Genomic DNA, 14070 nt, shown 5'->3' on the forward strand with positions numbered 1-14070 from the left:
ACCGCGAGGGGCGGTCCGCACAGCGGACCCTACGGCGCTGCACCCGCGATGCCCGATGACCGCCCTGGCGATGGTCCAGACGGCGCAATCAGGGGCGGGGGCACCGCGAGGGGGCGGTCCGCGCAGCGGACCCTACGGCGCTGCACCCACGACGGCGGATGACCGCCCTGGCGATGGTCCAGACGGCGCAATCAGGGGCGGGGGCGCCGCGAGGGGCGGTCCGCATAGCGGACCCTACGGGGCTGCACCCGCGACGCCGGATGACCGCCCTGGAGATGGTCCGCACGGCGCAATCAAGGGCGGGGGCACTGCGAGGGGTGGTCCGCACAGCGGACCCTACGGCCCGTAGGGTCCGCTGTGCGGACCGCTGCACCCGCCACGCCCGATGACCACCCGCGAAGATGGTCCGCGCGGCACCAGCAAAGGCGGGGCAGCGCGGGGGTGGTCCGCGCAGCGGACCCTACGGCGACCAGCGACCAGATGCCGGTCGACCGACAGGGTGCGGTATTGACCGAGCAGGCGATTGAGGTCCTCGGTCTGGGCATCCGGCTCCTGGACCGGGATCTGAAAGAATCGGTATTTCATGTCCGCGTGCCTCCTGAGGTCCCGCGTGGCCTGACCGCCCGCGCCTTCCGCTCGCTCGCGCTCGCTCCCTGCGCGGGCAGTCCGGCCCCGCTCCCTGCCTTTGTCCCATTTCCTGCCTGGCCGGGCTCGGGACCTAGGGCAAGCCGGAAACCGCAGTAATGGCCGCGGTCGCCGGGGACGCAGTGGAAGCGGGACGCGGAGCGCAGGCGCCGCGCCTCGTCGGCCCAACCGCCGCCGCGCAGCACACGCCCCTCGCCTGAATCAGCACCCTCAGGATCGACCACCGGACCGGTCGGGTAGTCCCCGAACCAGTCCTGACACCACTCATCGACATTACCGTGCATTTCGTAGAATCCCAAAGGGTTGGGAGGAAGGGAGCGGACAGCGACCGTTTCGCTGCCATTGTTTGCCAGCTTCGGATCGAAGTCGTCGCCGAATGAGTAGGCGGTCATCGTGCCCGCCCGGCAGGCATATTCCCACTCGGCCTCGGTCGGAAGGCGAAACCGTAGGGTCCGCTGTGCGGACCTTTCTGCGGCATCCGGCAACGCCGGATCGACCGGCGCACCCAGCGAGGCGGCCAGTTCGGCATTCAGGCGCTCGATGAAACCCTGGACTTGCTCCCAACTGACCTGCTCGACCGGCCGTTGCGGTCCCTTGGCATGGCTGGGATTCTCGCCCATCACCGCCTCCCACAGGGCCTGGGTGCAGGCGGTTTCGGCCAGCCAGAAGCCGCGGGTGAGGATCACCTCGTGCTGAGTTTCATCGTCGAATCGGCCCTTCTCGGTCGGCGGCGAGCCCATCTGAAAGACGCCGGGCCAGACCCGCCGCAGGCCGATGGGAACGCCCTTGATCGCGATCTCCAACCGCAGCCCATACCGATCGCGGGTCAGGGTCCGCCCAGTGCCCGCCGGGACCAGTCCAACCGACCGCAACGCCCTGAATTGCTGCACGTCGATAAAGGTGCCGTGGCGATTCAAGGGCAGGCCGTCATGATCGTTGCGGCCGACACGTCGGCGTCGCGCACCGGAGGTCGAGGCTTTAGCCGGACCAGGGCCGCGCAGACGCGCCGTCGACCGGCTAAAGCCTCGACCTCCGGTCTTCTTCTGGTGGCCGGAACGGCGATCAAGGTCCCAGGGCGCATCCAGCGCCGCGCGAACCGGCAATCCGGGCCAGCGCAGCCACTCCAGGGGCGCGCACCAGTAGGCGCGCCGCTCGCCGTGGCCGTCGGTGAACCCGACGAAGAGCCCGTCGCCGTCGCGCCCCAGGGTGTGGGCCCAGGCGGGCCTGTCCATGGGCGCGATCAGCAGTTCCTCGAAGTCGGTGCGCAGGCGCCAGCCGGCCGCGTTCAGCGGCAGTGCGCTGGCGCCCCCGTTGGCCGGGTCCAGCCCCAGACTCTGCCAGGGGGCGCCGCCGCGGTTCTCCTGCGCATCGACCACGGGCCAGCCGGTAGGCATCTGGGAAACCACCGGGCTGCCGCTGCCGAAGGTCTCGGCGGGCGCCGCCGTGGACTCCCATTCCAGCCAGTCGCCGCGCTGGACCAGGCGCCAGGAGTGGGGTCGCTTGGGGCGGCCCGCGGCGGCCTGCGCACGGTAGATGTCGAAACCGGCGGGGTTCACGGAGCCTGAACGTTCGGCCTCGGGGTGGGCCAACAGCCAGAGCCGATGGGAACTGGGGCTATGGTCCCAGGCGGCCCGGTCCAGGTGTCCGGCATGACTGGTGATCCAGGCCCCGAGCCAACGGGCGTGCTCGCCCTCGGCAGCGGCCTCGGTCAGGGCCGCCGCCACCTCCTGGTAGAAGGCCTCGGCCTCGGGGTCGGTGCGGCCGTGCGCCGCCGCCTGGAGCGCTCGCTCCTCCATGCGTTGTGAGCGCGTGCTGCCCTGTCCCTGCTGGGCGCGGATCAGGGCCCAGGCGAGGCGGCGCTCGTCCTCGTCGCCGGTAGTGGGAAAGGCCGCGCGCAGGCGCCCGAGTTCGGTGAGGTCGCCGGGGAGTAACGCGAAATCACCGGCGGTGAAGGCCGGATGCTGCCAGGCGGCGGCCTCACTGCCGGCGTCGGCCAGGTGCGCGGGCAGGCGGTGGCGCAGGTGCCGGAGCAGCGCCGGGCGGATGGCGACGCAGGCGCTGAGCAGGGTGAGCAGCAGGCGCGCCCCCGGGTCCTCTTGGATGGCCGCCGCCAGGTCCAGGGTTTGCGCAGGCCAGGGCCGCGGTCCGCCGGGCCGGGCGGGGATGCGGCTGCCCCGGTCCAGTGCCACCGGAAAGTAGAGCCCGGCCAGTTCCGGGTCCCACCAGCGGGGCGGACAGGGGGTCAGCACGACGGGGCGCCGACCGGTCCCGGCCAGTCGCCGGCCGAGCCGAACCCAGGCCTGGCGCTGGGCGGCGGTGCCCAGGCAGCCCAGGTCACCGGCGATCAGCACCGGGATGTCGGCGGCGGGCGGCACATAGGGGCGCGGCGGACCCCAGGCCCCGGCCTCCCAAGGTTGAACGGGGCCGTCCGGCCCCTGGTCCATCCGCAGAATCTCCAGGCCAGTCCCGCCGCGCAGTCGCGGCAGGGCGGTCTTGAGTGCGTTGAAGTCGCCCCAGAAGGGGTAGAGCCGCGGGTGCAGGTCGAGGATGAGCTGACCCGCGGGGGCCCAGCGTTGACCCTTGAGGCGCGGTAGCCGCCGCAGGGGTTGGATGCGGCAGCAGGCCGCCACCAGCCGCGGCAGGTCGATACGGTTGCGCTCGGCCAGGTCGCCCAGGGCGGCGCGCAGGAAGGGCCAGAGACGCGGCCAGGGGATCAGGGGGGGCGGCGGACCCAGGGGCGCGACCGGCGGCTCTGGTTCGAGTTCAGGCTGCGGATCGGGTACTGCCAGTGGCGGCGCGAGCGTGCGACACTCGACAACGCGGTACTGGCGGTGGCATGGCGCGGCGGTTGCGGTTAGCGTCTCGCCTACGTGTGCCATGGCACGCACTTCACCGATTGCCGCAGGACACGTTGCCATGCCTCGAGCGGGCGGCTGCTCCTGGTAGCCCAGCGTTTCAGCCAATCGCCCCAGACGGGCATCGTCCAGACCCAAGGCCCAGCAGATCAGATCGGCCCGACCCAGGGCGCCGCGTTTCATGGGTCCGGCCGCCGTGTCGGTCGCGGCAATGGGCTCACCCGCTCCGCGCCCCGGTCTTGTCGAGCGCGAAGCGGGCGATCCGCAAGAACAGGGCCTTCTGCTTGGCCTCGCTCGACCCGCGGGCATTCACCAGGGCGCGCAGGATGTCCAGGTACTCGGCCTGGCCCGGCGCCGGGCGGCCCAGGTCCAGGGCGCGGGCGCGGTCCTCGACGAGTTGCTCGGCCACCAGGGTGCGGACGGCCTTGGTGCACTGCGTGCCGAAGTGCTCACCGCCACGCTTGACCAAGCAGTCGATCAGGTCGCTCGGCTTGGTGGGCAGGTCGAGCCGCAGGACCATGCAGCGGCGCAGGAAGGCGGCGGGGAGTTCGCGTTCCTCGTTGGTGGTGATGACCACCAGCGGTGCCGGAACCCCGGGGCTGAGCCCCACCGGGGCCTCCAGCCAGGGCACCGGGAAGGCGCCGTTGCCAAGCGTCTCCAGCAGGCTGTTGGGCAGGTCCGCCTCGGCCTTGTCGATCTCGTCGATGAGGAGCACGGCCCCCTGCTCCGGGGTCCAGCCGGCGAGCCCCGCCGGGGGACTCGCCTTGCACAGGCAGTAGTCGCGGAGTTGGTCCTGGGCGGAGGTCCAGTTGAAGACCCACCACAGGGGGCCGGGGCTCAGATAGCGGCGGGGGTCGAGCCGTTCCCGATGGTCCAGGTCCGAGTGGACGGCGGCCAGGACCTGGGCCTCGCCCAGACGGGCGACGGCATCGTATTCCCACTGGAGGTCCTGGGCCTCGCTGCGCGCGTGGACTACGCTGGAGACGAAGACCCGTCCCAGCACCCGGGCGGCGGCCCGGGCCAGTTGGCTCTTGCCCGCGCCCGGTTCGCCGCGCACCAGGAGCGGGCGCTCGGCGGCCAGGGCGGCCAGGATGGCATCGGCGCTCGCCTCGTCGAACAGGTGGACGGATGCGGGCCAGGTACCGCAGGGCGGCAGTTCCACGCGGGTATCGACCGGGATGTCGGGGATCATGTCATCGCCTCGATGTCTTCCAGGCACTCCTTGATCTGACCGGAGAGCTTGGCGGCGGGCAGGAGGAAGACCTCCGGGTGGTCGGCGCCGGGGCCGACCAGCACGATCAGGTGGACCTCCGGGATGTCGGCGTGGATGGCCTTCAGGACGGCGGCGTAGTCAAAGGCGTTGGTCGCACCGCGGCCGTCGAGGACGATTCGCCGCTGCTCCCCCTTTTCATCGCGCCGGATTGTCACCCGTTCACGAAGCTCCTGCCAGGTATCGGGGTCGAGAACGGGCGGCGGCTCCTTGCCTTCGATGTGCTGATAGACCAGACGGCGCACATAGTTCAAGGCCGGTTCGAGGTCCATGTGCAGCAGCTCGTTCACCCCCGGGTCGGCCTTCGGGTGGGGCGAGATATCGTAGCGGCCATAGTCCCAGCGGTCGCGACCGGACTCGAAGTCGGCCGGGCGACCGGCCCAGCGCGCCGCGAGCACCTCGATACAGGCGTTGCGGCCCAGTGGGATGCGGAAGGCGGCGCCATCGAACCACCGGGCTGTGACCTTGGGCGCGTACGGCCAGGCGTAGTCGTCGAGGACGGTCAGCACCGACAGCCAGCCGAGGATGGCGCGGGCGCGCTCGCGCAGGGGCGTGAGATCGCCTTGGGCACGGCGCACCGCCAGGGTGGCGTCCCGGACCGCCTGGCGCAAGGCGCCCATGGCCGCGCGGACCCCGTCGGCGTCGCGGCGGCAGAGCCAGGCGGCCACTTCTTGAGCACCGGCGGGCGGCGCCACTTTGACGTGCGCCGCCAGGGCCGTCACCAGGGCGGGGACGGCGTCCAGGTTCGCGGCAATCTCCCGCGGCGCCGTCTGGTGGACAGGGTTCGGCGGGACGGGCTGCGCATCAGGCTGCACGCGGTCGGGGCGCGAGGGGTCGCCATTGAGTCTTCCGGCCTTGGAGCCGGCCCCCGGGGCCCCGGGCCTCCTGCCGGTGATCCCCCAGATCAACCGGTCAAGACCACCAGCGTCTCCAGTGTCTGGACTCGCGCGCAGGTCCACCCAGGTGCGATTGGCGAGGAACATGGGCAATTGCGGCACCCGTGGGGCATCGGACAGCAAGACCGGGATAACGGGGCGCTGGTCGCGGACCGCAAGCGCGAGTGCTGCCTGCTGCTCCTCGACCTCCCAGGGGCCGAGCCCGTCGGCACCCACCAGGACGGCAACGCTGCTGGAAGCGACGATGCCGAGCTCCAACTGGGGCTGCCAGGGGAGCCCCGGGCGCAATTCGTCCTCGTCGAGCCAAACCGAGACGCCGGCCGCGCGCAACGCCGCCGCCAGTGCACGCACTGCCGACTTGTCTTTGGTGTTGTGGCTCAGGAAGCAATCAAAGGCCGGGGAGTCTTCCTGGTTCCTCTGCGGTTGCGCTGGTGATGTGACCCTGGGTCCGTCGGGCGGCGCGACCTGATCGCCAACAATCGCCGGAACCTGCGTCGGTTGCGCAGACGCCGCCTGCGCATTCGCCGACCCCGTTGACCGGGTACCATGCCCGGCGTCCGCGGGTCCGACTTGGTTTACCCCGGCGGCAGCGACCCGATTGGCAATGGACGCCGAAGACTGTGTGGGTTGGGTATCTTCGGGCTGGTTGGGCACCGGCCCCGGTGACTCTGCGGCACGCCCCACATCGCCAGGCGTTCGCGGCCCCTTCCCGGCACCGCGCTCCACGGGCACCAGAATACTGTGGGTCCCTTCCGGACACCCATGCTGGTTGCGGTCCACCTGCCAATCGTCCTGATTCCAGCAGCGGAAATGGAACTCGACCCGGCGCGGCCGGGTAGAGAGTTCGATCCACTGGAAGGCGTTGGGATAGGGCTTGCCGGAGTAGCAGCAGCCGGCGGCGGCCTCGATGCAGGCGTAGCGGGGGTCGGCGGGGACGATGCGAAAGTGGTCGGGCTGGTGCAGATGGCCGCGCAGGATCAGGTCCCGGTGGCGGTGCAGCGTCCGCTGGGCGTCGTTGCGGTCGAACTCGGCGAGCGAGGCCCAGGGGTGGTGCAGCAGGGCGAGGCGCCAATCCCAGTCGCCCTCGCCGTCCGGGTGGAGCACGGTCTGGTTGATCTGGTAGGTGCTGAGCAGGAGGCGGCTGTCGTCGTCGCCGCCGGCCAGCCAGGCGGAGTCGAGCCCGGCGACGTGCAGGCGCTGGTCGCGAATGACAATGCTGCGCTGCCACCAGGGCCGGGCCTGGCGCGGGCCCAGCCAGTCGCTGTAGAACCTGAGGTAGGCGGCGTGGCGCTTGAGAAGCAGTTCGCGCGTCGCCTTGGTCTTCAGGCGGTCGGTGATCGCGTCCTGGGTCCGCGCCGCGAGCATGGCCCGGTGGGCATCGCGGGCGCCGGGCTCGATCAGGCCCCAGTCGACATCGTGATTCCCGGGTACCAACAGCAGGCGGTCCCGGGCCAGGGGCGTGGCCGGATCGCTGGTGAGACAGGACCAGAGTCCGTCCAGCCACTGCCGGGCGAGTTGGTACTCCTCGCGCCGGCCGGCGTTGGCGAGGTCGCCGGTGATGACCACCAGGTCCGGATAGAGCTGGTGCGCGGCGATATCCGCGGCGATGAACCGGGCCAGGGCGCGCAGGATCGGGTCGGCGTCCCACTGCGAGCGGGTGCTGAAGTGGAGATCCGACAGGTGCAGGAGACGAACGGGAAGATCGGTCGTGGGTGCGTCCACCGGACAGGCGCTCCATCGTCGTTGGCGTCTGCGTAGGCTAACCTTCAACATCCGTGGGTTGCAACCGCCTTTCCGGACCGGCAGCCCCCGGGACTATACTCACGCGCGTGACACCAGGAGCAAACCCATGTCGATTCAGCCGCAACCCTATTACAGCTTCGAGGACTATCTGGCCACCGAGCGGGCGTGCAGCGACGCGAAGCACGAATATGTCGCGGGCGAGGTCTTCGCCATGGCCGGGGCCTCGTACAACCACAACCTGATCAGCACTAACCTGGCCAGCGAGTTGCGCCAACAGCTCAAACCGCGCCCCTGCACGGTGCTGGCCAACGACATGCGCCTGCGCGTGGAGGTCGCCGACGCCTGCGCCTATCCGGATGTCGTGGTCCTGTGCGAACGGCCGATGTTTCACGACCGCCGCCGTGACGTGCTGACCGATGCGACGCTGGTGGCTGAGGTCCTGTCTCCTTCCACGGAGGGCTACGACCGCGGCGGCAAGTTCGCCCTCTACCGCGACCTGCCGAGCCTGCGTCAGTATGTCCTGATCGCCCAGGACCGGCCCGCCGTCGATCTGTTCACGCGTCAGGCCGATGGCCGCTGGCTGCTCGAGGCCTATACGGACCCCGCGGTGCCGATCCGCTTCGAGTCCATCGGCTGCACCCTGACCCTGGGTGAGGTCTATGACAAGGTGGAGTTTGAGGCCTGACCCGGACTTTGGGGTAAGGCCGCGGGCCAGGGGTCGAGGTCTGTAGGCTGGGTAGAGCGCAGCGAAACCCAGCATTCGGTGCCGTCGGTGGGCGCAATGGATGGGTTTCGCTGCGCTCTACCCATCCTACGGGGACACCGGAGACGCCGGGGACACCGGGGACACGGAGGGTCAGAGCAGGTCGCTCAAGGCCCGCGTCAGGTCGGGGTTGCCGGTGGCGGCAAGCCAGCGCCGCATCCAGGTGCGCAGATCGCTGACCAAGGACGCATCCGGGCAGGCGCGACTGTGTTCCAGGAGCCGGCGCAGGACCGGGGCACCGTGGGCGGCGAGGTGGCCGCCAACCGCGGCGGGGTCGGCGGCGAGGGCGGCGAGCAGGGCGGGAACGCGCTGGTCTTGGGGCAGGCCCACCAGGTCCAGGGTGTCGGGGTGCGGCAGGACGAAGAGCGCGGCGGCGCGCAGTTGATCGATCTTGAAGGCCCAGTCGGCGGCATCGGCGCCGGCGGGGCGGCGCTCTTGCAGGACAGCGATCCAGCGGATCAGTGGGTGCCCGGCGGGGTCTTCGTTAGGGGCCATGGGAGGCCAGGCGGCGGGGGCCGCCAGGTCCGCGGCCAGGCGCGCGAGGTCCAGGCGGCGCAGGTTGATGCTGTCCGCGAATTCATGCAGATAGCGCAGGGCGGGACGCTCGGGCGCGGTGGGCTCCAGGTGCAGCCGGGGGTGCGGGTGGAGGCCGGGCGCCTCTGGGAGCGCGGGCGTCCCGCCCGCGCGCGGGCGGGACGCCCGCGCTCCTGGCCCTTGCGCCGTGAGCAATCCCGGATCGCGCGCATAGAGGGCGGCGGCCAAGAGGGCGCCGAGCTCCTGGTGTTCGGGCGCGGGGTCCGGACCGGGACCGGCGTCTTGGGTGCCCGCCAGGTCCCAGTTGCGGCCCAGGTCGCGCGGGTCGATCAGGGTCGCGGGCACCCAGGCACACAGGGAGCGGCGCTCGGCCTGCGCCGGGGACAGGGGCAGCAGCAGCGCGGCCAGCGCGCCCGGCGGCAGGGGCCGTTGCAGACCGCGCGGCAGCACCGGGCGCGACCCGGCGAGCAGGCCGGCGTAAACGGCGGCCAGGCGCGGCTGGTCCAGGGCCGCCAGCAGGGACTCGATGCCGGCCGCGATGACCCTTTCCAGCCCGGCGCGATCGAGTCTGACGGGCGGGTAGAGGTCCAGCCCGAGCGCGTAGTCCGGCCGCTGCCAGTCGCCCTCCCCTACCCGGTCCCACCAGGGCCCATCATCGCCTTGGGCCACGACCGGCAGCAGCGCGGCGGCGGCCAGGGCGACCGGGAACCCGGGCTGGGGCCGCCGCCAGTGCAGCACCCACTTTTCCAGGACGGCGCCGCGCCCCGCGGCATCCAGGGCGCGGCTGGGATAGGTGCCGATGGCGAAATAGTCCGGTGCCGCCGCCCAGGGCACGCGCCAGGCGGTGGTGCGGACCGCCCGATCCTCGGCGCCGATGCGCAGGTACCGGTGCAGGTCCGGGCACCCGGCGCCGAAGCCGGGGCTGCGGGCGATCCAGCGGTAATCGGACGCCGCGCCGTGGACCTTGCCCCAGATACCCAGCGCGCAATGCAGGTCCTCACCCGCGAGGGCCGCGGCCCCGGCCAGCGCGGGCCAGCGCCATAGGCCATTCAACGAGTCGTCCGCAGCGTCGTCCAGGGAATCGCTCATCGCAAGATCCACAGATGAACACAGATGAACACAGATGTTCTTCGCATTGTCATACGGTTATCGCCACTGTCACAATCACCCGCACGGTGAGCCTCGGACCAAACGTAAGCCAGCAAATCATCTGTGTTCATCTGTGTTCATCTGTGGATGACTCCTCTTTCTGGGCTCATACCGCCACCTGCCTGATCAGCCAATCGATCGGTGCGAGCAGGTTGAATGGCTGGCCGCAGTTGATCCGCGGGCGCAGCAGTTCGTCGTAGAAGACCACCGGCTCGATGGCCCCGAAGCGCATCCGCACCCCGGCGGCGGAGACCGGGAACAGGGCGAAGCGGGCGAAGCGGGTCTCCAGATAATGGTGCAGGCGTTGGTCGATGTGCGCGGCGGCAAAGCCCGCGGGGTCGGTCAGGGCGCAGCGATAGTCGTCCGGGGTCTCGATCAGCTCATCGGCCTTGGTCACGCAGACGGCGACCGGCCGGGGGTCCTGCTGTGCCACCCGCCCGGCGGCGAGCAGCAGGCGCTCGAAGGTGTGCGAGACCTCGTTGAAGACCCGATCGTCCTGCCGCTTGGGGTCCAGCAGCAGGATGATGCCGTCGGCCGCCAGCAGCCGCTCCTGGACCTCCTGGTGCAGCCCCTCGTAGTCCGCGCCGGCGCGGTCCTCCAAGGCCAGCGTCACCCGCTCCCCGGTGTGGCGGTGGACCAGGTGGCAGACGATGGCGAGCGCACTGCCGAGCGTGGTGCCGGGCGGAAAGGCATTGCGCGAATACATGGTGTCGCGCATCAGTTCCAGGAAATCGAGCCCGGTCTCGCCCGGATAGACCACCCAGTCGTCCTGCCGGGAACCGCTCAACTGCCAGTAGAGTTGGCCGAGGAATACGGTCTTGCCGGAGCCGGAGGGACCCCACAGGGTCAACTTGGTCGGGATCGGAGTCGGGGCGCGGGCCGGCGCCGCCTGGGGCAAGGCGCGCGGGTCATTCCCGAGGATCGCCTGGGCCATGGACAGGGCGCGCGCCCGCAGCGCCGCGCCCGGCGCCGGCTCGCCCGAGGGCGGCGGCGCGGCGGCGTCGCCGCCGAGGATCAGGTCCCATTGGCGATCCAGTGGCCCCGGGTCCTGGGTGGTCGAGGGCAGCCAGCCGAGCAGCGAGAGGCGGTCGGCCAGGTCGCGCGGCAGGGGCAGCAGCAGGGCGGCCAGGGCGGCGGGGCCCAGCGGCTCGAGCTCGCGCGCCGGGTAGACCCCGCGGTGTCCGGCCAGCAGCCGGGCGTAGAGGTCCGCCAGCACGCCCTCCTCGCAGCGGCGGCGCAGTTCCGCGGTGCCCGTGCGGATGGTCTGTGCCAGTGCCGCCGGCGTCAGGGCCGCGGGCGGGATGGCCGTGGGCGCCAGAGTGAAGAACAGGCGCCCGGCGAAGGGGTCGAGCACGCCGTCCCGCCACGCCGAATCGTCGCGGTCCGCCGCCAGCGGCAGCAGGACCAGGGCGCCCAGGGCGGCGGGCAGGTCGGCCGGGCGCGCCCACTCCAGCACCTGCTTTTCCCGCTCCAGCACGGGGGGGCGCCCCTGGTGCTGCGGCGCCCAACAGCGCACGGCCTGGTGCAGCCCGGCGCGACTGTGCCACAGCAGGGTGTCGCGGACCACGTCCTCGGCCCCCAGCGCCAGCTCCCGGGCCAGGTCCGAGGTCGGGCCGGAGCAGCCGGGGCTGGCGGCGAGCCACTGGAACGCCGGCGCGCCCCCGGACTCCCTGCCGAGGACACCGTGCTCGCAGGTGAGCGGAGGGGGCCTGCGCGGCAGGCCGGCCAGGGCGGGCCAGGACCAAAGTTGTTCCAGATCAGTCATGATGCCTTGGACTCCTGGGGGCCGGTCATGGGCGCTCCAGGCCGAGCGTGCGCAGTTGCTCGGCCAACTGGCGGCGCAGGCGCGCCGGGGGTGGTTGCTCCAGTGGCAGCCCCTGGACCGTGGCGACCAGGGCCCGGACCTGCGGGTCCGCGCCGCGCCGGGCCTGCCGCTCCAGGACCTGCAGGGTCTCGCCGATCTCGCGCGCGGCCAGGCGTTGCGCCTGGCGCTCCAGCAATCGCAACAGCCGCTCGGCCTCCTGCAACTGCCCCGCCTCGGCGCCGCGCGGCCAGCGGGTCTGCGCCGGCGGGTGGACCAGGGCCTCGACCCGGCCATAGAGGTCCGGACAGTAGCCCTGGAGAAAGAGCCCATTGAAGCGGCGCAGCCGCTCGCCCAGGGCCTCGCGGCGCGCCTGCAATTGCCGGGCGGCGGCGGCGATCCGCTGCTCGATATGCCGCGCGTTCTCGATCAGTTCGCGCAGCGCGGTGAGTCGCTCCACCGGGTCGGCCGGGGCGTCCGGGCGCCACTGCTGCAACTGCCGCAGCATGGCCTCGCGGTCGTCGCGGTCGTGGCGGCCGAGCGGTGCGGCGGGGATCAGCTCCAGCACCTGCCGCAACTGCGCGGCACTGGCCGTCAGGGACTGCTCCTCGTCGGCCGCCAGCGACTCGAGTGCGACGAGCCGGGTGCGGACCTGCCCCAGGGTGTCGTCGATCCGGCCCAGGCCCTCGTCCGGCGCCGCGGGGATCGCCGCCAGGTCCAGTCCCGCCGCGGCGATACGCTCCGGGGTCAGCACCGCCAGCAGTTGGTCGATTCGCCGGTTGGCTGCCTCGATCGCCTCCCGACCGACCTGGGCGAAGCGGGCCTCGGCGCCGCTCAGCAGCCGCTCCTGCTGCGCCAGTTGGGCGTCGGCGGCGCCTGACGCCTGGTTGCCCACCGTCATCGTCGGAACCACGATCCCCAACCCGGGCGCGCGCTCCGCCAGCCAGCACCGACGCCGTTCCAGGTCCGCGTGTGCCGCTGCAAGCGCGGCGTCGTCCTCATGGAGCGCCGCCTCCAATGCCTCCAGGTCCGCCCGCAACCCGCGCGCCCCTTCCACTTGGTTGAGCAGGCTCAGCGGGTCGGCACCCGGGCCGGTGCGCGCGAGGCGCGCGAAGTCATCGCGCAGCCGGGCCAGCTCCGCGTCGCGCGCCGGCTGGCGCGGGGTCGCACCCAGGGCCTCCAGGCGCGTCCGGCAGTCCCCCAGGTCGGCGCTGAAGGTCGCCAACAGGGCCGTCTCGGAGCGCTTCACGCGGTTGCGGAAGGCCTCGTCGGCGTCCCGCAACTGCTCGCACCAGTCCTCGTGGTCGCGGGGATTGTCCGGTGTCTCGGCGCTGAGATCCTGGACCAGTTCGTCGAGGTCCGGATCGGCCCCCACCAATTGCGCAAACAGGGCGCAGCGCGCCCCCAGGTCCGCGAGCCCGGCGCGGCGGCGCTCGGCGGCGCGCCCCACCAGGTCCTGCTCCAGGGCGCGCGCCTGCTCGAACAGTTCCTCGAAGGTCCGATCATCCTCCCCGGGCCAGTCCTTGCGCCTGGCCGTGAAGCGCTCGGCCAGGGCGTCGCCGGCGTCGCAGTCCTCGCCCAGGGCCCGGGCCCAGCGCGGCAGGGCCTTGATGATCAACTGCGTTTGGGTGATCTCGCGCGGTTGCTCGCGGCTCGCCAACTGCTCCAGCGGGTCCACCAGGGCCTTGACCTCGGCCTGCCACTCCGGGGTCGGCCCGGTGCGGCAGAGCCGCTCGCCAAGCTCCGGCAGGGCCGCCTCCAGGGCCGCGGTGCGGCTGGAGGCGCGAATCCGGGTCAGCACTGTCTCGGCGCTGAGCCACAGGGCCAGGGCCTGCGTGAGCCGCGCGCTCGCGACCCCCGTCGTCTCGCAACGACGCTGATCGACCATCAGGTCGTCGTCGGTCCGCACCTGCCGGCCCAGGCGGCGCGTCTCCGCACCCAGGTGCCCCAGCATCGCGGGGATGCAGTCCGGCTCGCGCAGCCCCGGGGCCGCGATCCGCTCCAGGGATTGCGCGGCCGCGGCCAACTGCCCCTCGATCCGGGCGAGCCGGTCGAAGAGCCCGTGCAGCGCCTCGCCGCGCGCCGCCAGCGCCGCCACCCGGGGGGCCAGCCGTGGCGTGCTCTGACCCCGGCCCAGGACCCCGCGCCATGACAGGGCACCCTCGACCTCGGCCAGCAGCGCCGTGAGTTCACGGTGAAAGGACTCGGCGCGCGGCGGCACCGCCGCGGCGCAGGCCAGCAGGCGGTCGCGCAGGTCGATCAGAAGGGCTCGGTTGTTTGTTGCCACGCTGGTTACGTCGGTTGCCCACGAAGATGATTTGGCCGCAAATGAACGCAAATGGACGCAAATAAGAAAAAAACGATTGTAGGGTGGATAAGCGTAGCGCATCCACCACCAACACCGCTGACGGCAC

Annotated in this window: 8 protein-coding genes; 1 reads left to right on the forward strand and 7 read right to left on the reverse strand. The window is 71.8% G+C overall.

Translation table 11 applies throughout. The features are described from left to right. Positions 1-336: 336 nt before the first annotated feature. From THSYN_RS17255 to THSYN_RS17270, 4 genes are read right to left on the reverse strand one after another with little or no spacing between them, the layout of a single operon-like run. Positions 337-585, reverse strand: coding sequence for a hypothetical protein (locus THSYN_RS17255; protein WP_100920224.1), 249 nt, complete (start codon positions 583-585; stop codon positions 337-339). Then, positions 582-3683, reverse strand: a complete 3102-nt coding sequence (locus THSYN_RS36005) for a formylglycine-generating enzyme family protein (protein ID WP_236848593.1) — start codon at positions 3681-3683, stop codon at positions 582-584. Before THSYN_RS36005 ends, THSYN_RS17255 begins: the two co-directional genes overlap by 4 nt. Before the next feature lie 34 nt (positions 3684-3717). Continuing rightward, on the reverse strand, positions 3718-4692 hold the full coding sequence (locus THSYN_RS17265; RefSeq protein ID WP_100920225.1) for an AAA family ATPase: 975 nt from the start codon (positions 4690-4692) through the stop codon (positions 3718-3720). Then, positions 4689-7388 carry a TIR domain-containing protein gene (locus THSYN_RS17270; RefSeq protein WP_236848594.1) on the reverse strand — a complete coding sequence of 900 codons (2700 nt, stop codon included), beginning with the start codon at positions 7386-7388 and terminating at the stop codon, positions 4689-4691. The genes THSYN_RS17265 and THSYN_RS17270 overlap by 4 nt, the downstream gene beginning before the upstream one ends. 127 nt (positions 7389-7515) lie before the next feature. Here THSYN_RS17270 and THSYN_RS17275 point away from each other — a divergent pair, with 127 nt between their 5' ends. Continuing rightward, on the forward strand, positions 7516-8094 hold the full coding sequence (locus THSYN_RS17275) for a Uma2 family endonuclease (protein ID WP_100920227.1): 579 nt from the start codon (positions 7516-7518) through the stop codon (positions 8092-8094). Positions 8095-8265: 171 nt separating this feature from the next. On the opposite strand, the gene THSYN_RS17280 is transcribed toward THSYN_RS17275, so the two are convergent. The 3 genes from THSYN_RS17280 to THSYN_RS17290 all read right to left on the reverse strand — a co-directional run bounded on the left by THSYN_RS17280 (position 8266) and on the right by THSYN_RS17290 (position 13943). After that, positions 8266-9795: a hypothetical protein gene (locus THSYN_RS17280; RefSeq protein WP_100920228.1), complete on the reverse strand. Its 1530-nt coding sequence runs from the start codon at positions 9793-9795 to the stop codon at positions 8266-8268. A gap of 166 nt (positions 9796-9961) precedes the next feature. Beyond that, entirely contained in the window at positions 9962-11620 is a 1659-nt protein-coding gene (locus THSYN_RS17285) for a TRAFAC clade GTPase domain-containing protein (protein WP_100920229.1), read from the reverse strand. A 25-nt stretch (positions 11621-11645) separates the two neighbouring features. Next, positions 11646-13943, reverse strand: a complete 2298-nt coding sequence (locus THSYN_RS17290; RefSeq protein ID WP_100920230.1) for a hypothetical protein — start codon at positions 13941-13943, stop codon at positions 11646-11648. Between the last annotated feature and the right edge of the window lie 127 nt (positions 13944-14070).

The sequence above is a fragment of the Candidatus Thiodictyon syntrophicum genome, from assembly GCF_002813775.1.
Lineage (GTDB): Bacteria > Pseudomonadota > Gammaproteobacteria > Chromatiales > Chromatiaceae > Thiodictyon > Thiodictyon syntrophicum.

What these genes read in the sequence shown, in the direction of transcription:
- THSYN_RS17255 (WP_100920224.1), bottom strand. Translation starts at nt 585, where the DNA reads ATGAAATACCGATTCTTTCAGATCCCGGTCCAGGAGCCGGATGCCCAG.
- THSYN_RS36005 (WP_236848593.1), bottom strand. Translation starts at nt 3,683, where the DNA reads ATGAAACGCGGCGCCCTGGGTCGGGCCGATCTGATCTGCTGGGCCTTG.
- THSYN_RS17285 (WP_100920229.1), bottom strand. Translation starts at nt 11,620, where the DNA reads ATGACTGATCTGGAACAACTTTGGTCCTGGCCCGCCCTGGCCGGCCTG.
- THSYN_RS17265 (WP_100920225.1), bottom strand. Translation starts at nt 4,692, where the DNA reads ATGATCCCCGACATCCCGGTCGATACCCGCGTGGAACTGCCGCCCTGC.
- THSYN_RS17280 (WP_100920228.1), bottom strand. Translation starts at nt 9,795, where the DNA reads ATGAGCGATTCCCTGGACGACGCTGCGGACGACTCGTTGAATGGCCTA.
- THSYN_RS17275 (WP_100920227.1), top strand. Translation starts at nt 7,516, where the DNA reads ATGTCGATTCAGCCGCAACCCTATTACAGCTTCGAGGACTATCTGGCC.